Origin of the sequence: Streptosporangium sp. NPDC002524, from assembly GCF_040295985.1 — a bacterium.
In the GTDB taxonomy this organism is placed as follows: Bacteria; Actinomycetota; Actinomycetes; order Streptosporangiales; family Streptosporangiaceae; genus Streptosporangium.
The window spans coordinates 258,088-281,297 of the sequence record NZ_JBEOWK010000004.1 but is presented as its reverse complement, the minus strand read 5'-3'; the positions used below and the strand labels follow the sequence as shown (position 1 = coordinate 281,297).

Genomic DNA, 23,210 nt, shown 5'->3' with positions numbered 1-23,210 from the left:
CGTTTTACCTAACACCGAGACTTCTCCCTGGGATCCGGTAAACCATGGACTGGTGCCGAGCGTCGGCATTGACGTCCATGCTGAGTGATTGGTCACATGAAGAGCGCGATCAGTCACATCATTACCAACCAGGAGCTCGGAGATGTCGAAACGAAGGGTGCTCAAATGGGCACTCACCCTCGCATGTGTCGCGGGGGCCGTGATCGCCCTGGCCGACATCGACACTCCGTTACGCTTGATCCTTACGCCCCTGTTCCTGTTGGTCGTTCCCGGCGCCGCGGTGGTAGGACTGTTGCGTGATCGTGACCCGCTTGCGGCACTATCAGTGGGTGCGGCAGCGAGCCTGGTGGTGAACGTTCTCCTGGCCGCTGCCATGCTTACTTTTGACGCATGGTCGCCCCGTGCCGGAGTCGCGACGATCGCGGTGCTCGGCGGCTTCATATACGTACTACGCGTGTTGTATCGGGGGAGCGGGAGCTTGCAGACCGAACAGGGGGCCAGGTCAAGGTGAACATCGTCATCGTTCGCCCGGGTGACCTCGGAGAGTCCGAGATCTCGCGATGGCGGGAGTTGCAGGTGGCGGATCCGTCGCTGGACAACCCCTTCCTCTCCGTGGAGTTCACACTCGCCATGGGGCGGCTGCGTGACTACGTCCGTGTCGCGGTCGTCCAGGACGGCGGCAAGATCGTGGGTTTCTTCCCCTACGAGCGCCACAGCTTCGGGATCGGCAAGCCTCTCGGCGGTTTCCTGACCACCTGCCACGGGCTGATCGCGGTCCCCGGCCTCAAGCTGGACGTCCGGACCCTGCTGCGCGCCTGCAGGCTCTCCGTCTTCGACTTCGACCACCTGGTCCCCGGCCAGCCGACGTTCGCGCCGTACGAGTCGGACGTGCGACCGGCCCCGGTGATGGACCTCAGCGTGGGGTTCGAGACCTACATCGAGCAGGTGAAGGCCAACTCCCCGAAGAACCTCAAGACGGTCCGCTACAAGGAGCGCAAGCTCGGCCGCGAGCAGGGCGAGATCCGCTTCGAGTGGTACTCCGCCGACCCGGGCACGCTGCGCACGCTCACCAACTGGAAGTCCGACCAGTACCGCAGGACGGGCCGGGTCGACCGCTTCGCCCAGCCCTGGATCGTCCAGTTGCTCGACGAGATGCACGCGGCGCGGTCCGAGAGCTTCGCGGGCGTCCTGACCATGGTCTACGCCGGAGACAGGCCCGTCGCCGGTCACTTCGGCCTCCGGACGGCGACGACCCTGGTGGGCTGGTTCCCGGCCTACGACACCGAGTTCGCGCGTTACTCCCCCGGCATCATGCACCACCTGCACATGGCCGAGCACGCCGCCGCCTCCGGGCTGCAGCAGGTCGACATGGGCAAGGGCGGACGCGAGTACAAGAGCTGGCTGAAGAGCGGTGACCTCTTCGTCGCGGAAGGACGCGTGTCGCGTCCCTCCCCGGCCGCCGCCGTCCACTGGATCGGCCGCACCCCGGTCAACAAAGCACGAACGATCGTCACGGATCGCCCGAATTTGTACAGGCTTGCTGACCGTGTACTGAAGGGTTTCGGCCGTATGCGCTCCCCCGCGCAGAACCAATCAGGCACTCCGGTCGTCAAGGAACCATGGGGAGTGGGCTAGCCCGCTTCCGTTCATCATCACACCACCCGCCAGGACCCTCGCATGCATCCCTCATCGCATTCGCCATTTCCGCCGATCGCCCCGATCGGCCGTGGCCCCGGGTCCGTCCGCCAGTCGCCCCTGACGACCGACCGCCCGGAAGGACATCCGTCACAATGAGTCCCGAGATCACCAAGCACTACAACAACAGGAAGCCACCGCTGAGGGCGGTGCCACCCATCGAGCGGTTCACCCCGATCACCCCCAACATGGCGATCTCCCCCACCGTCAGCGTCGTCGTCCCCGCCATGAACGAGGCGGAGAACCTCCCGCACGTCTTCGCGACGCTGCCGCAGTGGATCGACGAGATCGTCCTGGTCGACGGCAACTCGAAGGACGACACCGTGGCCGTGGCCAGGAGGCTGCGTCCCAACGTCCGCGTGGTGCACCAGACGGGCAAGGGCAAGGGCGACGCCCTGTCGGCGGGCTTCGCCGCCTGCACCGGCGACATCATCGTGATGATCGACGCCGACGGCTCCACCGACGGCCGCGAGATCATCCAGTTCGTGGGCGCGCTGGTCACCGGCGCCGACTTCGTCAAGGGCTCGCGCTACGCGTCCGGCGGCGGCAGCGACGACCTGACCTTCATCCGCAAGTTCGGCAACAAGTCGCTCACCGCGCTGGTCAACAGGATGTACGGCACCAGCTACAGCGACCTCTGCTACGGCTACAACGCCTTCTGGGCCCGCCACCTGGACGTCCTCAACCTCGACTGCGACGGCTTCGAGATCGAGACCCTGATGAACGTCCGCGCCGCCAAGGCCGGTCTCAAGGTCCACGAGGTCCCCAGCCACGAGCGCTGCCGCATCCACGGCGAGAGCAACCTGCACGCCGTCCGCGACGGCATCCGGGTGCTGAAGACCATCATCCGCGAGTGGCGGAGCAACCCGGCTCCCGTCGTCCACGAGCCGGCCGCCGCCACCCCGGCCGCCGATCAGGGTGCCGCGTAGCCATGAGAAGCAGCGTCGTCATCTGCGTCTACACCGAGGACCGCTGGGATGACATCCGGGCGGCCGTCGAGTCGGTCGAGAACCAGACGCACGAGCCGCACGAGATCATCCTGGTCGTCGACTACAACCCGGATCTTCACCTGAGGCTCAAGAAGGAGTATCCCGGCGCGATCGTGGTGGAGAACGCCCAGGAGAAGGGGCTGTCCGGTGGCAAGAACACCGGCGCGGCGACCGCCTCCGGCGACATCGTGGCGTATCTGGACGACGACGCCGTCGCGGAGCCTGGCTGGCTGGAAGCGCTGGAGGAGGGCTTCCAGGACCCGACCATCGTGGGGGTGGGCGGGCTGACCAGGCCGCTGTGGGGCACCGCGACCGGGCGGCGGCCCGGCTGGTATCCCCACGAGTTCGACTGGACCATCGGGTGCAGCTACCTCGGCATGCCCAAGGAGCGGGCCCGGATCCGCAACGTCATGGGCGGCAACGCGGCCTTCCGCAGGGAGGCCATCGGCGGTGTCGGCGGGTTCCACACCGGCATCGGGCGCAGCGTGCAGGGACGCAAGCCCCGCCCGCTGGGCTGCGAGGAGACCGAGTTCTGCATCCGGCTCTCGCAGCGGATGCCGGGCTCGGGAATGCTGTTCGAACCGGCCGCGGTGATCGGTCACAAGGTGCCGCCCGTACGCGCGACGTTCGCCTACTTCCGCTCGCGCTGCTTCGCCGAGGGCCTGTCCAAGGCGCTGGTCGCCCAGAGCGTGGGAGCGGGCGACGGACTGTCGAGCGAGCGTGCCCACGCGATGAAGGCGCTGCCGCTGGGCGCGCTGCGCGGGGTCGGCGAGGCGCTGCGCGGCGACGTGTCCGGCCTCGGCAGGGCCGGGGCGATCGTCGTCGGCCTCGCCTGGACGACCTGGGGTTACGTCGTCGGCTCCGTCCGGCTGAAGCTGAAGCGGGTGCGTTCGTCATGATCCGCGTGCCGATCCTGATGTACCACTCGGTCTCCGACCGGCCCAACGCCGAGACGAAGCCGCTGGCGGTGCGCCCCTCGGCCTTCGCCGAGCAGCTGGCCTACCTGAAGGAGAAGGGCTTCACGCCGCTGACGGTGGCCGACCTGGTCGCCTCGATGCACAACAACAACGGCCGCTCCATCCCGGAGCGGCCGGTCGTGGTGACCTTCGACGACGGGTACGCCGACTTCCACAGCGAGGCGCTGCCCCTGCTCGAACGCTACGACTTCCCCGCGACGGTCTTCCTGACCAGCGGATGGGTCCGCGACGCGGGCAAGGACGCGGCGGGCAGGCCCCTCGACACGATGCTGTCGTGGAGCCAGGCCCGCGAGGCCGCCTCGTGCGGCATGGAGATCGGCGGGCACAGCCACAGCCACCCCCAGCTCGACCAGCTGCCCGACGACGAGCTCCGCCAGGAGCTGCGCCGCAACAAGGCCCTGCTGGAGGACAAGATCGGCGCCCTGGTCTCGACGATGGCCTACCCGTACGGCTACTCCAGCGTGCGGGTGCGGCGCGAGGTGCGGAAGGCCGGATACTGGGCCGCCTGCGCGGTGAACAACGCCATCGCCGCCGACCGGCACGACGTGCTCGCGCTGCCGCGCCTGACCGTCGCCGAGGGCACGTCGATGAGGATGTTCAGCCGGGCGGTCGAGGGAAACCAGGTCCCGCTGATCTACATGAGGGAACGCATGCTGACGAAGGGTTACGCCGTCGTCAGGCGCACGAGATACGGCCTGCGCAAGGTGCGCGGCCAGGCCTGAACGACCGGGTACGCCCCCGGGTGACGCGCGATCCGCGGGACGGGTCGCGCACCGGTGGCCCGCCCGGTGTGATCTGCGGTCCTCGCTCCGTCCGGTGCCCCCTCCCCCCGGGAGCGGAGGCGCCGGGAGAGGGTCCGCCCGGCCGCGGCCCGGCCGCGGCACCGCTTCCCAACGATCTACGCGAAGCGCCCGGACATGACGGATCCCCGCGGTGACTCGTCACACCCTGGTCCGCGTAGCCGCCATGATGTTAGACGTGAGGCAACGGGCAGGTAATGACGTGACGACGACGGGGGCGGCGGAGACCGCCGAGGTCGGGGAGATCGATCCCACCCACCCCGCGCCTTCGGACGGCACCCGGGCCGGGTCCGGCGGCGAGCCCACCGGCACGGCGCCCTCCGAAGCGCCTGGCGACGAGGCTCCCGCCGAGCTCCCGGACGACGAGCTCGCCGAGGGCGAGGCTCCGGGTGGCGAGACATCCGACGGCGAGACATCCGACGGCGAGCCTTCGCACGACGAGAGTCCGCATGACGAGGCTCTCGGCAGTGGGACGTCCGGTGGAAGGTCGTTCGACGAGAGGACGTTCGACGACGGGACGTTCGACGGCGCCACGTCTGAAGGCGAGGGCGGCGAGGAAGCCGAGGACGCCGAGCAGGCTTCGGGGGGCGACCTCCGAGACCCCCGTGACGGCGACGCGGCGGACGACGACACACCGCCGGACTCCACGAACGCCTCGGACGCTTCGGACGCTTCGGACGCTTCGGACGACGCCGCCGACGACGACGTGAACTCCACCGATGACGGAGACGCTCCGGACGACGCGGACGACACGCCGGGCGCCGCGAACACCGCGAACACCGCGAACACTTCGTACGACGAGGACACTTCGTACGACGTGGGCGACGCGAGCGACGTGGATGACACGGGCGACGCGGACGCTTCGCATGACGCGGACGACGCGCCGGATGACAGCGTCTACGGCGACGACCCCGAGGTCACCGCCATCATCAGGCTCCCCCTCCGCCCGGTCACCCCACCCCCGGCCAGCACTTCCGGGACCGGAAGGGCCGAGGCCCCGCCCGCGCCCGCCGAGGACGCGGCCGAGGGCGAGACCGCGACCGTGGACCCGGCTGAGGGTCCGACCGAGAGCGAGGCCGAGGACGAGGACAGGGCCGAGACCACGGCGGAGCTGCGCCTGCCCGGCCGGTCCGCGCCGCTCCTCAAGCCCACCTCCCCCCCTCGGAAGCCCTCGGAACCCTCAGAAGCAGAGCTCTCGGAACCTTCAGAACCCGAGGCAACAGAACCCGCGGACCCCTCGGAGCCCGCGGCACGCTCGGCGTCCTCAGGACCTTCGGCGCCCCCGCAGCTCCCGGAACCCCCGGACCCCTCGCCGCCCTCGACCCCCTGGAGGCCCGCCGGACCCGCCGGGCCTGCCGGTGACGAGGCGTGGGGAAGGACCGCCGGGGCGCCCAGGCAGTCCCTGGAGGACTCGAAGTCCCTTCCCGAGGTCACAGGGGCCCCAGCGGCCCACCAGGCCCCACAGGGCACGCAGAGGAGCTCGGGGACCGGCTCCGGGGCGGGAAAGGGAGCCGGGAAGGCGACCGGTAAGGGAGCGGGCAGAGGAGCCGGGAAGGCGACACCGGCGACCAGCGCCATGCCTCCGTTCGCGGCGGTCCCCGTCGAGGCTCCGGCCGACGCGTCCGCCACCAGGCCCTCACGCCTGCAGACGGTGATGCGGTCGGCCATGGTGTGGCTGCCGCCGGTCCTCACCATCGAGGGCCTGATCATGTACGTGCTGGCCCTGCGCGTGGCGCCGGGCCCGCTGCGGGGCGTCGACCTGAACGACATCGACGGCGTCGGCCTGATCTCGGCCATGCCGCTGACCGCGTTCGCCGCGATCCTGCTGATGCTCGTCGCGTTCTTCGTCACGATCGGCCAGAACACCGACCGCAAGTTCCTGCTGCTCTTCCAGATCGCGGCGATCACCTTCGCCCTGCACGGGGCCGCCGCCCTGATCGAGGACGAGGCCAGGTTCCACACGGCGTACGTCCACGCGGGCTTCGTGGAGTACATCAACCGCACCGGCGAGTCGTCGGCCCTCCTCGACGCCCGCCTGGCGTGGCCGGGGTTCTTCGCGCTGGTGGGGTTCGTCACGAAGGCCGCCGGGGTCACCGACCTGACGATGATCATGCGGTGGACGCCGCTGCTGTCGAACCTGCTGTACCTCCTGCCGTTCGTGCTCATCCTGCGGCAGGTCGTCGCCACCACCCGGGCCCGCTGGTTCGCCGCGCTGCTGTTCGTCATCGTGCAGTGGATCGGCCAGGACTACTTCTCCTCCCAGGGCTTCACGTACGCGATCTACCTGGCCTTCGTGGCGATCGTGCTGCGCTGGTTCGGCAAGGTGGAGCCCCGCGAGAAACCGATGCCCGCCAAGGGGTTCGTCCGGCGGCTGCTGGCCCGGCTGGACGGGCTGACACCGGGCGAGCTGCCGCACTCCACCGGCGTCTACGACCGGGCCATCATGCTGATCGTGCTGATCGGCCTGTTCGCGACCGCGACCGCCTCGCACCAGATCACGCCGTTCATGATGCTCGGCGCGCTGACCGGCCTGATCCTGCTGCGGCGCTCCTCGCTCAGCTGGGGGCTGCCCTTCTTCCTGGGCCTGATGGTGCTGGCGTGGATCAGCTACCAGACGGTCGCCTTCTGGAGCGGGCACATCGACCAGCTCTTCGGCGGCCTGGGCCGGATCCTGGAGAACCTGCAGAGCAACACCGGCGACCGGATCGACGGCAGCGACCCCAAGCACGCGCTCGTCCTCATGGCCCGCCTGGGCATCTGCGGCGTCATCCTGACGCTGGCCGCCGCCGGACTGTTCCGCCGCCTGCGGCGCGGCGTCGGCGACCGCGCGGCCCTGCTGCTGCTGTGCGTCCCGGTGCTCGCCCTCGGCCTGCAGAACTACGGCGGCGAGATCGGCCTGCGCATCTACCTGTTCGCGCTGCCCGGCGCCTGCATCCTGGCCGCGTACGCCTTCTTCCCGAACCTCCCGGCGGGCACCGAGGACGCGCCCGAGGAGACGGTGCCGATCCGCAGGCGCAACATCCGGTTCAACCCGGAGCTGACGCGGCGGATCTCGCTGCTGCTCGCCGCCGGGTGCGCGATGGTGCTGGCGATGGTCTTCCTCGTCGCCCGGTACGGCAACGAGCAGTTCGAGCGGGTCTCCGCCAGCGAGGTCGCGGCGATGCACTACGTCTACGACCACGACAAGCCGAGCGCCCGCGTCCTATACCTGGTCCCGCTGCTCGGTGAGGAGGTCACCCCGAGCATCCCGTGGGGCGAACGCGACTTCGACAAGATCTCCTACCAGCAGGTGCTGGTGGACAAGAACCCGGCCCAGCTCTCCTCGGTGATCGACAAGCTCCGGGTGTCGCCGCCCAACACCTACCTGGTGGCCACCCGGGGACAGGCCGGATACCTGCAGCTCAACCACGGCTTCCCGACGGACTGGGCGCCGAGGTTCCGGGCCGCGCTCGACGCCAACAAGGAGCTCAAGCGGGTCTTCAACGGTGAGGACGCCGCCGTCTACACGCTCAGGACCTTCCCCGAGGGGGCCGAGATCCCCGAGCCGGGGGTGCCGCTCGGCGGCAGCGACCCGACCTCCCCGTGGACGCCGATCGGCCTGGGCGCGCTGGGCGTGACGTGGATCGCGCTGTTCGGGTACGAGGTCGTCCTCCTGCGCGGCCGCGATCAGACGGCCAGGACGAGACGAACGAGGAGACGCGTCCTGTTCGTCGCGGTGCCCGCGTTCGTGCTGGCCGTGGCGGTGATCGTGGAGAGGTTCATCGTCATCGGGTCCGGGCCTCTGTGACGCGCTCTCGGGTCCGGGCCTCCGTGCAGGGCTCGTCGGGCCCGGACCTCGGTGAAGTCGGGCTCGGACTTCTGTGAAGTCGGGCCCGGACCTCTGTGAAGGACTCGCGGGTCCGGGCCTCCGTGAAGGGCTCATCGGGCCCGGATCTCTGTAAAGGACAAAGTCCCCCGGCGGACGATCGGCGCGCGTCATACTGAGCACCGTTCGCCGGGGGGCGTACGTCTCGGAAGCTGCTCGAAGGACGGTCGGATGCTCGCAGGGGAACCCCGTGGCCGGGCGGGGGCCTCCACCGGGGTGGCGGGGCGGCGGATCGCGGCGGTCGACGCGCTGCGTGGTTTCGCGCTGTTCGGCATCGTGGTGGTCAACATCACCTATCTCGCCTCGGGCTACCGGATGGCGGGACTGGCGGCGCCGTCGTTCTCCGCGCCGCTCGACTGGGAGGTGCGCTGGGTCGTCTCGGTGCTCTTCGAGAACAAGTTCTATCTGCTGTTCGCCTTCCTGTTCGGCTACAGCTTCACCCTCCAGATCGACTCGGCCCGCAGGTCGGCGGCGGCGTTCGTCCCCCGGTTCCTGCGCCGCCTGGGCGGGCTGTTCCTGCTCGGCATGGCCCACGCGATCCTGCTGTTCCCCGGCGACATCCTGGCGACGTACGCGATCGTGGGGCTGGTCCTGCTGGCGGTGCGGCGGATCACCCCGCGCACCGCGATGATCGCCGCGCTCGCGCTGACGGTGGCGCTGGCCGTGGGGGTGCTGCTGCTGGCCGCGCTCGCGGCGCTGGGCACCGACGCCTCCGAGGCCGTGTCGGAGAGCGCGGCGCAGGCCGCCGTGTCGGACCGGGCCCTGCACGGCTCCGCGTCCATGATCATCAACGAGCACCTGCACAAGCTCGCCAAGATCTTCGTGTTGCGGGTCTTCTTCCAGGGGCCCACCGTGCTCGCCGCCTGCCTGCTCGGGCTCGCCCTGGGCAAGCTGCGTCTGCTCACCGACCTGTCCGGGCACACGGCCACGCTGCGGCGGCTGCAGTGGGCGGGGTTCACCGCGGGGCTCGCCGGGGCGCTGGTCTACGCGCACTCGACCTGGTCGGGGGGCGGGCACGCGTACCACATGGTCGGCCAGGCGGTGAACCTGGTGACCGCGCCGCTGCTGGCCGCGGCCTACGCCGCCACCCTGCTGCGCCTGCTGCCCGCGGTGCCCCGGCTGGCCGGGGCGCTCGCGGCGCCCGGCAGGCTGGCGCTGACGAACTATCTGGGGCAGTCGCTGATCAGCTCGCTGATCTTCACCGGCTACGGGCTGAGCCTGGTCGACCGGCTCAGCCCGTTCCACGTGGTCTCGATCGGCGTCGGCATCTTCGCGGCGCAGGCCGTCTGGAGCCGGTGGTGGCTGCGCCGCCACCGCTACGGGCCCATGGAGTGGCTGCTGCGCTGGTTCACCAACCGCCGCAGGCCCGCCCGCTCCCCGGACGCCACCCAGTAGGACCTCGTTGGTTCAAGATTGTTTGGCGTCGTTCTCGGGTGGCTCCCTGTCCGCCCCGAGGAGCAGGTAGGGCGGTGCGGGGCAGCGGCAGCTCGACGAGGCGCGGGACCGGCTCGCCGCCGTGGCCCGCTACGACGACGATTGCCCCACCGGGAGAGACGCGCCATGCACAACCAGCCATGGACCGCCGCGCACCTGGTCGCCTTCGATCTGGAGGGCACCGGCGGCCAGGACCGCGAAGACGAGGCGATCCTGGAAGTCGGGGCGGTTCCGCTGCCCGATGGGCGCCCGGACGTAGGGGGTGCTTACCACTCGATCGTGAACCCGGGGCGGCACATCCCGCGCCGCCCCTGGTCCTCGCCCGGTCTCACGAACGATGTCCTCGCCTCCGCTCCTTCGCTGGAGCACGTCGTCCCGGAGCTGACGGCCCGCCTGGATGGCGCATACATCGTCGGCCACAACGTGCACGTGGACTGGCGGCTGCTGTCGTCGCGCTGCCCCGGCATCCGCCCGGCCGGACTGATCGACACGCTGAAACTCGCCAGGCGCGTCCATGAGGGCAAGCGGCCGCGGAGCCTCACCGCGCTCCTTGAGCGCTACCAGCTCACCAACGAGGTGACCCGGCTCGTCGGCGGGCGACCACACCGTGCCCTGTGGGACGCGACCGGCGCCGGCCTCCTGCTCGGCAAACTCCTCGCTGATCTACCCGGCGGCGGCGCTCTCACCGTCGTCGGGCTTCGAGACGTCGCCGGCTCACCGCTCGGCGACGGCGGCGAACAGCCCCTGCCGCTGTTTTGATCTCGTACGGAAAAGCCTCAGGGCGAATCCGGGCCGGTGGCGGCCAACGGTGGCCAGTCGTGACCTGCCGGGATCGCCGAGGCCCCCTCATGTGGATTCCGGCCGGTCAGGGATTTCCAAGGGGAGGGCCGCCCGGCACGGTGACGTCGCGGTCAGCTCGGGAACGGCTCGTGGCCGCCCGGCGGGCAGGACGGGTTGCACAGTACGTCGACCCAGACGTCGGCGACCGGCGCGGTGATCCGCTCGACGGCCTCGGCCGGGAGAACGTCGTCCGTGATGTCGGCCCAGATCGTGCGTACGGCGGCGGCCAGCGTGACGATGCAGGTGCCGCATCGCACGCATACGCGCACGTCGCCGGGCATGTCCAGGACGGACAGCGGGCCGCTCATCGAGATCCCGGCTCCACGCAGACGAACCAGACACTCTTGCCCTCGGGCGCAGACTCGACCCCCCACCGGTCCGCGTACGCAGCGACGATCGCCAGCCCGCGCCCGTGCTCCGCGTCCGGGCCGGCCGGGAGCGGGTTCGGCCATACGGCGCTGTGGTCGGTGACCTCCCCGCACACGATCCGGCCGTGCCGGTGCAGCGAAAGCGTGATCGGCGCCCTCCCGTGCACGACCGCATTGCTCACCAGCTCGGACACGACCATGGTCACGTCCTCCGTCACGGCGGAGATGGCCCAGGCGGCGAGGGTTTCTCGCGCCAGCCGACGCGCTGCGCCGACCGTTTCGGGATCGGCGGGCAGATCCCAGTACGCCTCCCGGCTGTTTCTGTCGTCTCTCACAGGGGGTGGAGGGATGAAGCTAGGGTTCTTCATGGGTCAGAGGGCTCCGAGTTCCTGATCCAGTCCTCGGGCTGGTGGTTGCGTCACCATGCCCGAGGACGCCGAGAATTGTTTGCACTCGTTGCTACAGAAACGAGCGCATTGCAGGCCACACGGCGGATACGTCCGGCCACGTGCCAGGTAGGCCCACAGGTGCGTTGACCGTCGGTCTGAGTCGCGATCAAGACCCGTCGTGGATCTACCTCGCCTCGATCTCGATGGACAGCGCGCCACGCATGTGTATGACTGACGTGCTCTCTATGCGCCGCTCGCGATCGTTCACAATCAACTCCTCTCACGCACGGTTACGGGTACCCTCTCGATAGTGACCGATCGCATAGATACTTTCAAGGCGATAGTTTCAATGCGCTAATATGTCCCATTTCCGAAATAAGAGAGGAAATCATGGCGAGTCCCACAGTCCGCCGACGCCGTCTCTCCGCCGAACTCATCCGTCTTCGCGAGCAGACGGGACTCAGCGTCGAAGAGGCGGGACGCCGACTGGAGTGGTCACGTGGCCGCCTCAACAAAATGGAGGCCAACAAGTGGACCAGGCCCGACCTGGGAAACATCCGGGCCCTTCTGGACCTGTATTCGGTGACGGACCCGACACAGCGCGAGGCCGTCCTGACGCTGGCTCGCCAGTCACGAGAGAAGGGATGGTGGGCTAACTACCAGGACATTTGGCGTGGTTCCCTAGCCGGATTCGAAGCAGAGACATCCTTGATCAACACCTACGAGGATCTCCGCGTGCCCGGGTTGCTCCAGACCGAGGAGTACGCCACGGCGATGTTCAAAGGTGGCCGGGTGATGGAAGACGCCCAAATTCGTCGCCGCGTAGAGGCGCGGCTGGCGAGGCAGGCCATCCTGCACAGCGAGACCCCGCCCACGCTGTGGGCGGTGATCGATGAAGCCGCACTGACCAAAACGGTAGGCAGTCCGCCGGTGATGCGTCGGCAACTGCGGCATATCATCGAAATGAGCGCCAGGCCAAACATCTACCTGCAGGTCCTACCGGATTCAGTCGGAGCCCATGCCGCCATGGACGGCGCGTTCACCATATTGAATTTCCCGGATCAAAATGATCCGAGCATTGTTTACATCGAGACCGCGACAAGTGACCTGTACCTGGAGACCTCCGAAGAGCTTGAGCACTACAGGCTCATCTTCGACCTCATACGCTCGTCCGCACTCGGCCCAGACTCGTCCGTGGCACGCCTGTCCAACCTGATAGATCAACTAGGTTAAGAGGTATTCATGGATTTCCCCCAGCCCCTCACCTGGCGAAAGAGTTCATATTCCGGTTCAGGTGATAACTGCGTCGAGGTCGCGGCGCTCCCCGGCGGAGGGCAGGCCGTACGGGACTCCAAGAACCCCACCGGCCCCGTCCTGAGATTCACCCCGGGCCAATGGAACGGCTTCCTCAGAGACGTCAAGGACGGCGAGTTCGACTAGGCGTCCGCCGCTAGGCTCCCGTGCGCTCGCTCCACCTGACCTCGTACGGCTTCAGCTGGAACTGCTTGCCGTCGACGACGGTGACGGCGTCCGCGGCGGTGGTGTTGACCATCACGAGCTGGCGCTCCTGGGCCAGGACCCGCACCTGCGTGTTGGAGGAGGTCACCGGCTCCAGCGTGATCCCGAGGGGGAACCACTTGGTGAAGCCGCTCATGACGCCCGCCATGGGCATCTCGACGCCGGTGGTCGGGTGCCACAGGCAGCCGGGGCAGGCCTGGTCGTCACCGGTGGACTTGCGCTGGGGGTTCCAGAAGAGCGAGGTGGTGACGCCGCTGGTCGCGAACTCCATCATCGCGGCCGTGTGGACGGCGATGCGGCGGTCCTCCTCCCAGTCGCTGTTCATGGGCTCGACGTACCACTCGGCCCACCAGACCGGCAGGTCGCCGCTCTTCTCCCTGAGCCACCTGGTGAGGGCGCCGAACTTGCCCAGAGCGGTGAACTCGTCGGGGAAGGCCCCGGCCTCCTTGGTGACCGAGGCGCCGTCGACGACGATGAAGTCGGCGCCCTTCTTCTTCTCGATCCAGTACTCGACCGCCTCCAGGTCGCGCTGGACGATGCTCCCCCACGGTCCCTGGATCTCCGCCCCCTGCTCGGGGGTGCTGGTGCTGCCGACCGACACGTAGGGGCCGCCGACCTTGATGTCCTTGTCGACGGCCTTCAGCGCGTCGTAGACCTTGTTGTAGAACTCGGTGTAGCCCTCGATGTCCCAGCGGTTCTGGGCCGTGTTCCAGAAACCCTTGAGCTCGTTCCACACCATGAAGTGCTTGACGGTGGGATAGCGCCTGGCGACGGTCGCGGCGAGTTTGGCGTAGTCGTCGAAGTGCTCGGGCCTCGGCGCGGTCTCCAGCTGCGTCCAGTCGGTCCTGCCCGAGCTGCCGCCCTTCATCCAGTCGGGCGAGCAGCACAGCGTGATGATCGGGATGGACTGGGAGCTGGACATGAACCTGATCCGGCGGTCGAGGTCGCGGAAGTCGTTCTTGCCGGGAGCCGGTTCGGGGTTGCCCGCGCCCCAGCCCATGATGTGCTGGTTCTGCAGCATCGGGACCCGGCTGAGCATGTGGGAGGCGGCCTCGGTGACCTCGCCGCCCTCGTTGTCGGCACTGAACTCCGTGTGGGTGATGCCCCAGCGCGGCCACTCGTGGACGGCCGGGGGCGCCGCGAGCACGGGTGCCGCCTCCGTCGGGGCCATCGTCATGGTCTGTCCGCGCGGAACGTCCGGCTTGGCGGCATAGGCGATGATGCCGACCACGAGTGCCGCCGTCACGACCAACGCTCCCAGTGCGACCGGCCAGGCCGGGCGCCGTCGCTGGTGCCGTCCGTTAGTCGGTATCACCGAATCCTCGATCCTCGCAGGTCAACGTATGTAGCGTTCCATAGCGGCATCGGACGTGACGGTGCCCCGGCATGGTTCACAGGCAAGCGTTACCGGCCGCGTCGCAAGCGTATCGGCGGCGGCTTGCATGACGCTTGAAACTTCTACGGTACTTCCCGCCCGGCCCCGGGCCGCCCGCCCCCGTACCGCCGGGTCTCCCGGCCCCCGGGCCCTCCGCCCCCGGGCCTCCCTGCCCCCCGGACCTCCTGCCCCCGGACCTCCTGCCCCCCGGACCTCCCGGCCTCGGACCTCCTGCCCCCGGACTTTCCGCTGACGCGAGGGAGCGCCGGGCGGTTCAGTCTCCCAGGACCCGCAGTGCCCGGTCGACGAGCGTGGGGACGGCGGCACCGATGTGCTCGAAGCCCTCGCCGACGGTCTTGCCCTGGGTGAACCTGGCGTGGATGCCCTCCACGATGACGGCGAGCTTGTAGTTGCCGAAGGCCACGTAGAAGTCCAGGTCGGACAGGTCGGCGCCGGAGACCTTGGCGTAGTGGGCGGCGAACTCGCGGGCGGTGAGGAAGCCCGGGGCCACGGTGACGCCCGCCGCGACCGGGACCGAGGCGCGCTCCTCGTCGCCGGGGTCCTGCCAGTAGGTGAGGGTGAGGCCGAGGTCGGCCAGGGGGTCGCCGAGCGTGGACATCTCCCAGTCGACGACGGCGAGGATGTCGGGATCCGGGGAGAGCCGCACGAGGGTGTTGTCGAGCCGGTAGTCGCCGTGGACCAGCGTCGAGGCGGAGCGCGCGGGCAGGCGCTCGCGCAGGCGGGCCACCAGGCGGTCGTACGCGGGCAGCTCGGCGGTCCTCGACCGTTCCCACTGCTGTCCCCAGCGCTCCAGCTGGCGGGCCATGTATCCCTCGGGCCGCCCGAAGTCCCCCAGCCCCACCTCCCGGTAGTCGATCGCGTGGATCCCGGCGAGCACCTCGGCCAGCCGTTCCGACAGCCGCCGGGTCTGGGCGGGGGTGAGCTCCAGGGCGTCCTCCCGGGTCCGCACGGACGCGCCGTCCACGTGTCCCATGAGGTAGAAGGGTGCCCCGATCACCTCCTGGTCGCCGCAGAAGGCGACCGGCTCGGGCACCGGGACCGAGGTCGGCGCGAGCGCCGAGATCACCCGCCACTCGCGCCGCATGTCGTGGGCGGTCGGCAGCACGTGCCCCAGCGGGGGGCGGCGCAGCACCAGACGGCGCCCGGAGGTCTCGACGACGTACGTCAGGTTGGATCTGCCGCCCGCGATCAGGGAGACCCCGGTAGGCTCACCGGCGTCGGGGACATTGGCCGCGATCCATCCGACAAGGCGCGGCCAGTCGATGCCAGGGGTGCTCATAGCCACCCATTAGAACGTCACTCTGGTCAGCGGCGCCAGCCGGGGTCGCCCAATGAGATCCCGAAACGTTGTGAGGGACACCACCCGCCCATGGTTCCGTCCTTTATCGTTACATTACGTCCCTACCAGCATTCTTGAGCTTTACGGCATTCTTCACAGGATGACGTAGGGGACCCCGCACATCCCAGTAGGAGCTCATGCGCGTCTCAGTTGTTCAGCCCCGTGACCTCGGCCCCGCCGAGATCGACCGATGGAGAACCCTTCAGGGCGCCGACCCCGCCTTCGACAGCCCGTTCCTGTCGCCCGAGTTCACCGTCACCGTCGGCGCGCTCCAGGAACGCGTCCGGGTGGCGGTGCTCCACGACGGGGCGGACGTGGTCGGGTTCTTCCCCTTCGAGCGCCACCCGATGGGCATCGGCATGCCGGTCGCCGCGGGCCTGACCGACGCGCAGGGGCTGGTCCACGCCAAGGACGTGGAGATCGACGCGCAACGGCTGATCAGGGAGTGCGGCCTGGCCGTCTACGAGTTCGACCACCTGATCTCCGGGCAGCCGCTGCTCCAGCCGGGGCACAGCAGGCATCCCTCGCCGATCATCGACCTGCGCGACGGCTACGAGCCGTACATCGAGACGATCAAGGTCACCTCCGGGAAGACCTACCGCTCGACCGCGTACAAGAGCCGCAAGCTCCAGCGCGACGTCGGGCCGATCCGGCACGACTACGCCACCACCGGCCTGGAGCCGCTGCGCACGCTGCTCGGCTGGAAGACCGAGCAGTACCGCCGCACCGGCCGCACCGACCGGTTCGCCCGGCCGTGGATCGTGGAGCTGGTCGAGCGCTTCCTCGCCACCGACACCGAGCACTTCGGCGGGGTCCTCGACATGCTGTACGCGGACGGGAAGCCGGTCGCCGGGCACTTCGGGCTGCGCACCGGCACCACCCTCGCGGGCTGGTTCCCCGCCTACGACACCTCCTTCGCGAAATACTCCCCCGGCCTGATCCACCACCTGGCCATGGCCGAGAAGGCCGCCGAGGCCGGGATCCAGGTCATCGACATGGGCCGCGGCGAGAAGGAGTACAAGGAGAAGCTCAAGAACGGCGAGTACGAGGTCGCGGAGGGCCGGATCGCCCGGCTGAGCCCCGGCGCCGGGGTCCACTGGATGCTGCGCGTCCCGGTGCGCAAGGCGCGTGGCACGGTCCTGGCCAGCCCCCTGCTGCGCACCACCGCCGACCGCGCCCTCAAGACGTACGGCCGCCTGCGGACGTCCATGCAGGCGTGAACCGGTTCGCCGCCGCGGCGTGGGAACGGTCCTTCCCCGCCGCGACGGCCCCGGGGCCCTGTCGTCCCGTCGCGGCGAACGTGACCGGTCGTCGTCCCGTCGCGGCGAACCCGATGAGCGGCCGTCCCGTCGCGGCGAACCTGATGAGCGGCCGTCCCGTCGCGGCGAACCCGATGAGCGACCGCTCCGGAGAACGCGCGGCCGGTCCCGCGAGCCGCCGGCCGATCACCGGGACCGACCGTCCCCGTGACCCCGCCGGGCGGCCCGGAGGGACCCCGGTCAGCCGATCAGCTCGGCGACCACCGAGACGCCCCGCCTGACGTCGGCCCGCGACGCGGAGCCGTAGCCGATCACCAGGCCGTGCCGCAGCCGGGGCCCGTAGTAGTGGCGGGCCATCGAGTCGAGCAGCACGCCCCGGGCGCGGGCCGCCTCGACCAGGGGCTCGACCGTTCCCTCGGGCAACTCCACCATGACGTGCAGGCCCGCGGTGTCGCCCATGACCCGGGAGCCGAGGAGGTCGACGATCACGGCGCGGCGGCGCGCGTACTCCAGGCGCGTCCGGCGCAGGTGCCGGTCCAGGTCCCCGTTCTCCAGGAGCACCGCCACCGCCTGCTGGGCCGGGCCGCTCGTGCGGTCGGCGAGGGCGTCCCTGGTCACGGCGAGGGCCTCGACGAAACCCGGGCGGGCGACCAGCCAGCCGACGCCGACGTCGGGGGTCAGGGCCTTGCTCAGGCTGCCCAGCAGCACCACCCGGTCGGGGTCGAGGCCGTGCAGGGCGGGCAGCGGGGCGACGTCGTAGCGGAACTCGGCGTCGTAGTCGTCCTCCACGACGATCGCGCCGGTGCGGCGGGCCCAGGCGAGGAGGCGTTCCCTGCGCGGGATGGGCAGGCGCCCGCCGAGGGGGTACTGGTGGGCGGGGGTGGTGTACAGCACCCGCAGGTCGCCGGGGAGGCCGTCGACGACGACGCCGTCCTCGTCGACCGGGCAGGGCACGAGCTCGGCGCCCCGCCCTGCGAAGACGTTCCTGGCGACGCGGTAGCCGGGCTCCTCGACGCCCGCCCGGTCACCGGGCCGCAGGAGGGTGGCGGCGACCAGGTCGAGCCCGTTGCCGGTGCCCCGGGTGACCATGACGTTCTCAGGACCGACGGGGATCGCCCTGGTCCTGCGGAGGTGCTCGGCCAGCGCGGCACGCAGCCTCGGCAGGCCGCGGGGGTCGGGATCGCTCGCCGGAGGCAGGTCGGCCGCCCCCCGCCAGGCCCTGCGCCAGGCCGCCCGGTCGTAGTCGTGGACCCACGGCCGCCCCGGACGCAGGTCGATCATCCCATGCCCGTTCTCCCTGACCGGCGCGGGAGGGACGGGAACCGGCGCGGGAGCGGGAATCTCGGCGGGGACCGCCATGTCGGCCACGTAGGTGCCCGAGCCGTGCCGCCCTTCGAGCCAGCCTTCGGCGTACAGCTGCTGGTAGGCCTCCGTGACGACGGTGCGGCTCACCGCGAGCTGGCGGGCGAGGGCCCGGGTGGAGGGCAGGCGCTCCCCCGAGGAGAGGGCGCCGCCGCGCATGGCGTCCCTGAGCCGGTCGCCGAGCTGGACGGCGAGCGCCGTGCCGGTCGCACGGTCCACCGATACGGGCAGGTCGACGGACGGGCGCGGCAAAGTGGTCTCCTGTAAGCGTGTGAAAGTGGACGTGTTGTCGGTGTCCACTTCTCCCTAGGTTAGTGCCATGCTCTCCACGACTCCCCGCACCACCCTCAACCGCGCGAAGGACAGGGGCCGAACCTCCCGCGAGGACCTGTACGCGGTGCTGGACGCCGGGCTCGTCTGCCACCTGGGCGTCCTGGCCGGCGGCTCCCCCATGGTGATCCCCACCGGGTACGGCAGGATCGGCGACACCCTCTATCTGCACGGCTCCACCGGCGCGACCTCCCTGCGCACCGCCGACGAGGTCTGCGTCACGGTGACCCACGTGGACGGCGTCGTGCTGGCCCGCTCGTCCTTCCACCACTCGCTCAACTACCGTTCCGCCATGGTCTACGGCCGCCCCCGCCGGGTGGAGGACGCCGAGGAGCGCCTGGCCGGGCTGCGGGCGATCACCGAGCAGCTCGCCCCCGGCCAGTGGGACGCCACCCGCGAGCCCACCCGCAAGGAGCTCGCCGCGACCACGGTGCTCGCCCTCTCCCTGGCCGAGGCGTCGGTGAAGGTGCGCCAGGGCCCGCCGGTCGACGACGAGGAGGACTACGACCGGCCGATCTGGGCCGGGGTCCTGCCGCTCCACCAGGTCTGGGGCACCCCCGAGCCCGATCCCGCGCTGACCTGGGACCTGGCCGTGCCCGAGCACATCGCGTCGCGAACCATGCCCGTTCGGTAAACCTCCCCGGCAAACCCGGCCCGCGCGCCGCGCGTCTCCATGACGAGGCCCCTATCCGGCCCCGGATTATGGAGGCGGCCATGACGGCCATCGGCTGGACACCCCCCGGCTACACCGAGCTGCGCCGACTCGGCGCGGGCGGCGGCGGGCGGGTGGTCCTCGCCCATCACGACGAGTCGGGCACCCAGGTGGCGATCAAATACCTCGCCGAGTGGCTCAGGGACGACCCGGGCTTCCTCGCCCGCTTCCGCGAGGAGGCCAGGCTCCTGGTCGAGCTGGCGGACGAGAACGTGACCCGGCTGTACGAATACGTCGAGGCGCCCGGCGGCGCCGCCATCGTGATGGAGGCCGTCGACGGCGTCTCCCTGCGCGCGCTGCTGCGCGAGCACGGCCCGACCGGGCCCGAGGCGGCGCTGGCCGTGCTCAAGGGCTCGCTGTCGGGGCTGTCCACCGCCCACCGGGCCGGGCTGGTGCACCGCGACTACAAGCCGGAGAACGTGCTCGTCGACGCCGGCGGCACCAGCAAGCTGGTCGACTTCGGCATCGCCGTGCGGGCCGGGGAGGGCGGCCGGGCCGCGGGCACCCCGCCCTACATGGCCCCCGAGCAGTGGGCGGGCGCGCCCGCCTCCCCCGCCTCCGACGTCTACGCCGCGACGGCCGTCTTCTTCGAGTGCCTGGCCGGGCACCGCCCGTACCCCTCCACCGAGCGGGTGGTGCTCATGCACCGGCACATGACCGCGCCGATCCCGGTGGACGAGGTTCCCGAGCCGGTCAGGCCCCTGGTCGCCAGGGGCATGGCCAAGCGGCCCGGTGACCGGCCGGCCACCGCCGCGGAGTTCCTGGCGGAGCTGGAGAGCGTCGCGGTCGCCGGATACGGGGAGGAGTGGGAGGAGCGCGGGCGGGCCAGGCTGGCCGCCCTCGTGACACTGCTCCCCCTGCTGTTCCCGCCCGGCGGTCCCGGCCCGGTGGCCGGGACCACGCTGTTCAGGACGGTGCTGGGCACGCTGCGGTCGAAGTCCGCCGGGGTGGTGGCGGGCGCCGCGGGGGTGGTGCTGATCGCGGGCGGCGCCGGCGTGTACGCCCTCGCCTCGGGAGGGCCCGAGCGGCCCCGCGTGATCGACGTGGTCGCCGCGACGCCACCCCTGCCCCCCTCCCCCGGTACGCGCGGCCAGGTGACGCCTTCCCTGCCCGCGCCCTCCTCCGCGGCCCTCTCCCCTCCCGCGTCCGCGGGACCCGCCTCACCTCCCGGCCCCACCGCGGGACCGGTCCCGTCGTCCGGGGAGTCCGGGGAGCCTGGGGTGCCCGGCCCCACAGGGGAGTCCGGCCCTGCTCCCGGGGAGACGAGCGCTCCCCCCGCCACCGGCACGCCCGGCGGCCCGACGCCCTCGGCGTCCTCCCCCCTCCCGGCCTCGCCGACCCCGCCACCGTCCTCCCCGCCGACGCCGACGACCGGTCCCTCCACCGCGCCGCCCGAGGTGGGGGTGCGCCGGGTGGAGGTGGTGCGGGCCGGCGTCGACGCGCGGGGCGCGGCCGTGGTGTCGGTCTCGGTCGGCACCGCGAACGCCCGGCAGGTGCGCCTGCGCGTGGTCTTCCGCGCCGGTCGGGCCGTGCGGAGGACGGTCGTGCCGCTGTCGGGCGCGACGAGCTACTCGCGCACGGTCAGGTTCGGCTTTCCCCGGGTGGGGTGCGGGGCCGCCTGGAACGTGGTGGTGACCGGCCTCCCCTCGGGCCGCACGAGCGGCGCGAGCGGCGCGACCTCCCCGTGCGCCGGGCCGACGCGCACCCCGAGGCCGGCCCCGACGGTGACCAGGACGGCCGCGCCCACCTCCGCGCCCACTGCCAGGCCCACTGTCAGGCCCACTGTCAGGCCCACTACCAGGCCCACTGCCGTGCCCACTTCCAGGCCCACGCGGAAGCCCACTCCGAGGCCGACCGTCACCCGCCCCACGCGCCCCGGACCCGAGGCGACGGCCACCCGTCCCGCGCGCCCCGGACCCGAGGCGACGGCCACCCGTCCCGCGCGCCCCGGGCCGGAGGCGACGGTCACCCGCACCGCGCGGGCCGGCGCGAACCCGTCGGCCACCCGTAGCACAGGACCGGAAATCGGTATTCCGGTCACACCCCCCTCACCAGGGGAATCAGGCCGCTCGTAGCGGATAACCACTGATCAGCTCCACACCGTGAGACCGATTCGCGGTTAATGAGCGGAATGCAGCTATCTATCGCTAGGCTACGGTCCGTCTGTTATGGGTGGGGGCCCAGACAACTGAGGAGACCGTATGTACGGCACGCCATCGGCCTGGCGAGTCCCCGGATACACCGAGATCCGCGAGTTGGGCGCCGGTGCGGCCGGGCGTGTGGTGATGGCCCGGCACGACGCCGACGACGTCCTGGTGGCGATCAAGTATCTGTCCGACGAGCTCAGGAACGACGTCGGGTTCGTGGCCCGCTTCCGGCACGAGGCGCGGGTGCTCAACACCCTGAGCAGCCCGCACTCCGTCCGGCTGTACGACTACGTCGAGACCGGCGACGGCGCCGCCATCGTCATGGAGCTGGTCAACGGCGTCGCCCTGCGGGCGCTGCTGCGCTCGGAGGGCCCGACCGGCCCCGAGGCCGCGCTGCTCGTGCTCAAGGGCTCGCTGCTGGGACTCGCCGCCGCGCACTCGGCGGGTGTGGTGCACCGCGACTTCAAGCCCGAGAACGTGATGGTGGAGGCCGACGGGAGGAGCAAGCTCGTCGACTTCGGCATCGCGGTCCGCTCCGGCGACGGCGACACCCCCGCGGGCACGCCGCCCTACATGGCTCCCGAGCAGTGGGTGGGCGGCCCCGCCGGGCCCGCCACCGACGTCTACGCCGCCACCGTCGTGTTCTTCGAGTGCCTGACCGGCACCCGTCCCTTCCGTGCCACGAACATCGCCGCGCTGGCCCGCCAGCACCAGGCCACGCCGCCGCCGGTCGAGGAGGTGCCCGCCGCCCTGCAGGGGCTGGTCGAGCGCGGCCTGGCCAAGCACCCCGCCGACCGCCCGCCGACCGCCAGCGCCTTCCTCACCGAGCTTGAGGCGGTGGCCGCCGACGCCTACGGCCCCGAGTGGCAGGAGCGCGGCCGCCGCCGCCTGGCCGGGATCGCCGGGCTGCTGGCCGCGATGTTCCCGCTGGACGTGCCCGTCCCGGGGGCCGACACCTCACTGGCCATGACCGAGCTCGGCGGCGGCGACGGCGGCACCGGCGACGACGGCTGGGAGAAGACCTCCTCGATCAGCAAGCTGAGCGTCAAGATCCTCGTCGGCGTCGGCTGCATCGCGGTGATCGGCGGGCTGACCGCGGTGCTGGTCGGCTCGGGCGATTCCACGGAGATCCAGTCGCAGAGTTCCGTCACCTCGCAGAGCCCGACCCCCTCGGACCCGCTGGAGACGCTCGTCCCCGGCGACGAGACCGACGAGACCGACGAGCCGGTGGAGGAGTCGCCGTCCGCGGCCACGCCGACGCCGACCCCGACGCCGAGCACCACCGCCACCTCGGGCCTGCCGCCCGTGGCGCCCACCGCGACGTCGGCGGCCGCCACGCCCACCCCGTCGGTGACGCCCACCAGAAGGCCCACCACGCGGCCGACGAGGAAGCCCACGCAGCAGCCGACTCCGCCCCCCACCCCGGAGAGCGACTCCACCCTGGACGGCCCCCGCGACCCCGGCCGCCCCACGACCAGGCCGCCGTCGCCCACCCCGACCCGGCCGACCACCGCACCGACCAGGCCGACCACCGCCCCCACCCGGCCGACCAGCACGCCGACCCAGCCCACCTCCACCCCCACCAGGCCGACGGACCCGCCCACGGAGAACCCGCCCTCCGAGACGCCGGACACCAGCCCGCCCCCGACCCTCACCTCCTCTCCCCTGCCGCCCGTGGAGACCGCCCCGGCCGCGTTCCTCGCGCTGGGCCTGGTGACGAGTGGTGCCGTACCGTTCACACTGGCCGTCAAGCGCGGCATGGCGGGACGGCACCGGAAACGCCGGTAGAC

At 70.9% G+C, this 23,210-nt stretch carries 18 protein-coding genes; 13 read left to right on the top strand and 5 right to left on the bottom strand.

Translation table 11 applies throughout. The features are described from left to right. The first annotated feature begins 576 nt into the window (after window positions 1-576). The 7 genes from ABT053_RS08330 (at window position 577) to ABT053_RS08300 (ending at window position 10,519) form a co-directional block, all read left to right on the top strand. On the top strand, window positions 577-1,635 hold the full coding sequence (locus ABT053_RS08330; RefSeq protein ID WP_350968214.1) for a GNAT family N-acetyltransferase: 1,059 nt from the start codon (window positions 577-579) through the stop codon (window positions 1,633-1,635). A 155-nt stretch (window positions 1,636-1,790) separates the two neighbouring features. After that, complete coding sequence (locus tag ABT053_RS08325) at window positions 1,791-2,624, top strand: glycosyltransferase family 2 protein (RefSeq protein ID WP_350968213.1); 834 nt, start codon at window positions 1,791-1,793, stop codon at window positions 2,622-2,624. Between the two features lie 2 nt (window positions 2,625-2,626). Continuing rightward, window positions 2,627-3,583 carry a glycosyltransferase family 2 protein gene (locus ABT053_RS08320; RefSeq protein ID WP_350968212.1) on the top strand — a complete coding sequence of 319 codons (957 nt, stop codon included), beginning with the start codon at window positions 2,627-2,629 and terminating at the stop codon, window positions 3,581-3,583. Then, the gene (locus tag ABT053_RS08315) at window positions 3,580-4,383 is read left to right on the top strand and encodes a polysaccharide deacetylase family protein (protein ID WP_350968211.1); all 804 of its coding nucleotides are present in this window, start codon (window positions 3,580-3,582) and stop codon (window positions 4,381-4,383) included. The genes ABT053_RS08320 and ABT053_RS08315 overlap by 4 nt, the downstream gene beginning before the upstream one ends. 280 nt (window positions 4,384-4,663) lie before the next feature. Beyond that, window positions 4,664-8,248 (top strand): hypothetical protein, encoded by a 3,585-nt coding sequence (locus ABT053_RS08310; RefSeq protein WP_350968210.1) that lies wholly within the window; start codon window positions 4,664-4,666, stop codon window positions 8,246-8,248. 249 nt (window positions 8,249-8,497) lie between these two features. Next, window positions 8,498-9,721, top strand: coding sequence for a DUF418 domain-containing protein (locus tag ABT053_RS08305; protein ID WP_350968209.1), 1,224 nt, complete (start codon window positions 8,498-8,500; stop codon window positions 9,719-9,721). Window positions 9,722-9,886: 165 nt separating this feature from the next. Further along, window positions 9,887-10,519 (top strand): 3'-5' exonuclease, encoded by a 633-nt coding sequence (locus ABT053_RS08300; RefSeq protein WP_350968208.1) that lies wholly within the window; start codon window positions 9,887-9,889, stop codon window positions 10,517-10,519. Between the two features lie 152 nt (window positions 10,520-10,671). Here the strand turns inward: ABT053_RS08300 and ABT053_RS08295 are convergent, their stop codons facing one another. Continuing rightward, complete coding sequence (locus ABT053_RS08295; RefSeq protein ID WP_350968207.1) at window positions 10,672-10,908, bottom strand: hypothetical protein; 237 nt, start codon at window positions 10,906-10,908, stop codon at window positions 10,672-10,674. Continuing rightward, on the bottom strand, window positions 10,905-11,303 hold the full coding sequence (locus ABT053_RS08290) for an ATP-binding protein (RefSeq protein ID WP_350968206.1): 399 nt from the start codon (window positions 11,301-11,303) through the stop codon (window positions 10,905-10,907). Before ABT053_RS08290 ends, ABT053_RS08295 begins: the two co-directional genes overlap by 4 nt. Before the next feature lie 444 nt (window positions 11,304-11,747). On the opposite strand from ABT053_RS08290, the gene ABT053_RS08285 reads away from it, so the two are divergent. Together ABT053_RS08285 and ABT053_RS08280 are read left to right on the top strand one after the other, a co-directional pair. Next, window positions 11,748-12,590 carry a helix-turn-helix domain-containing protein gene (locus tag ABT053_RS08285; RefSeq protein WP_350968205.1) on the top strand — a complete coding sequence of 281 codons (843 nt, stop codon included), beginning with the start codon at window positions 11,748-11,750 and terminating at the stop codon, window positions 12,588-12,590. A gap of 9 nt (window positions 12,591-12,599) precedes the next feature. After that, window positions 12,600-12,797: a DUF397 domain-containing protein gene (locus tag ABT053_RS08280; RefSeq protein ID WP_350968204.1), complete on the top strand. Its 198-nt coding sequence runs from the start codon at window positions 12,600-12,602 to the stop codon at window positions 12,795-12,797. Window positions 12,798-12,807: 10 nt separating this feature from the next. Here ABT053_RS08280 and ABT053_RS08275 read toward each other — a convergent pair whose 3' ends face one another. Together ABT053_RS08275 and ABT053_RS08270 are read right to left on the bottom strand one after the other, a co-directional pair. Continuing rightward, entirely contained in the window at window positions 12,808-14,121 is a 1,314-nt protein-coding gene (locus ABT053_RS08275) for a GH39 family glycosyl hydrolase (RefSeq protein ID WP_350968203.1), read from the bottom strand. A 403-nt stretch (window positions 14,122-14,524) separates the two neighbouring features. Beyond that, window positions 14,525-15,550, bottom strand: coding sequence for a phosphotransferase family protein (locus ABT053_RS08270; protein ID WP_350968202.1), 1,026 nt, complete (start codon window positions 15,548-15,550; stop codon window positions 14,525-14,527). Window positions 15,551-15,747: 197 nt separating this feature from the next. Here ABT053_RS08270 and ABT053_RS08265 point away from each other — a divergent pair, with 197 nt between their 5' ends. After that, window positions 15,748-16,830, top strand: coding sequence for a GNAT family N-acetyltransferase (locus tag ABT053_RS08265; RefSeq protein WP_350968201.1), 1,083 nt, complete (start codon window positions 15,748-15,750; stop codon window positions 16,828-16,830). 279 nt (window positions 16,831-17,109) lie between these two features. On the opposite strand, the gene pdxR is transcribed toward ABT053_RS08265, so the two are convergent. Beyond that, window positions 17,110-18,483: a MocR-like pyridoxine biosynthesis transcription factor PdxR gene (pdxR, locus tag ABT053_RS08260; RefSeq protein ID WP_350968200.1), complete on the bottom strand. Its 1,374-nt coding sequence runs from the start codon at window positions 18,481-18,483 to the stop codon at window positions 17,110-17,112. 67 nt (window positions 18,484-18,550) lie between these two features. Here pdxR and ABT053_RS08255 point away from each other — a divergent pair, with 67 nt between their 5' ends. The 3 genes from ABT053_RS08255 (at window position 18,551) to ABT053_RS08245 (ending at window position 23,208) form a co-directional block, all read left to right on the top strand. Next, on the top strand, window positions 18,551-19,195 hold the full coding sequence (locus tag ABT053_RS08255; protein WP_350968199.1) for a pyridoxamine 5'-phosphate oxidase family protein: 645 nt from the start codon (window positions 18,551-18,553) through the stop codon (window positions 19,193-19,195). Between the two features lie 80 nt (window positions 19,196-19,275). Continuing rightward, window positions 19,276-21,348: a serine/threonine-protein kinase gene (locus ABT053_RS08250; RefSeq protein WP_350968197.1), complete on the top strand. Its 2,073-nt coding sequence runs from the start codon at window positions 19,276-19,278 to the stop codon at window positions 21,346-21,348. 126 nt (window positions 21,349-21,474) lie between these two features. Further along, entirely contained in the window at window positions 21,475-23,208 is a 1,734-nt protein-coding gene (locus tag ABT053_RS08245) for a serine/threonine-protein kinase (RefSeq protein WP_350968196.1), read from the top strand. The last annotated feature ends 2 nt before the right edge of the window (window positions 23,209-23,210 follow it).

Excerpts from the sequence above, each read along its gene's own strand:
- ABT053_RS08325 (WP_350968213.1), top strand. The coding sequence starts at position 1,791 with ATGAGTCCCGAGATCACCAAGCACTACAACAACAGGAAGCCACCGCTG.
- ABT053_RS08320 (WP_350968212.1), top strand. The coding sequence starts at position 2,627 with ATGAGAAGCAGCGTCGTCATCTGCGTCTACACCGAGGACCGCTGGGAT.
- ABT053_RS08315 (WP_350968211.1), top strand. The coding sequence starts at position 3,580 with ATGATCCGCGTGCCGATCCTGATGTACCACTCGGTCTCCGACCGGCCC.
- ABT053_RS08305 (WP_350968209.1), top strand. The coding sequence starts at position 8,498 with ATGCTCGCAGGGGAACCCCGTGGCCGGGCGGGGGCCTCCACCGGGGTG.
- ABT053_RS08300 (WP_350968208.1), top strand. The coding sequence starts at position 9,887 with ATGCACAACCAGCCATGGACCGCCGCGCACCTGGTCGCCTTCGATCTG.
- ABT053_RS08295 (WP_350968207.1), bottom strand. The coding sequence starts at position 10,908 with ATGAGCGGCCCGCTGTCCGTCCTGGACATGCCCGGCGACGTGCGCGTA.
- ABT053_RS08285 (WP_350968205.1), top strand. The coding sequence starts at position 11,748 with ATGGCGAGTCCCACAGTCCGCCGACGCCGTCTCTCCGCCGAACTCATC.
- ABT053_RS08280 (WP_350968204.1), top strand. The coding sequence starts at position 12,600 with ATGGATTTCCCCCAGCCCCTCACCTGGCGAAAGAGTTCATATTCCGGT.
- ABT053_RS08270 (WP_350968202.1), bottom strand. The coding sequence starts at position 15,550 with ATGAGCACCCCTGGCATCGACTGGCCGCGCCTTGTCGGATGGATCGCG.
- ABT053_RS08265 (WP_350968201.1), top strand. The coding sequence starts at position 15,748 with ATGCGCGTCTCAGTTGTTCAGCCCCGTGACCTCGGCCCCGCCGAGATC.
- ABT053_RS08255 (WP_350968199.1), top strand. The coding sequence starts at position 18,551 with ATGCTCTCCACGACTCCCCGCACCACCCTCAACCGCGCGAAGGACAGG.
- ABT053_RS08250 (WP_350968197.1), top strand. The coding sequence starts at position 19,276 with ATGACGGCCATCGGCTGGACACCCCCCGGCTACACCGAGCTGCGCCGA.
- ABT053_RS08245 (WP_350968196.1), top strand. The coding sequence starts at position 21,475 with ATGTACGGCACGCCATCGGCCTGGCGAGTCCCCGGATACACCGAGATC.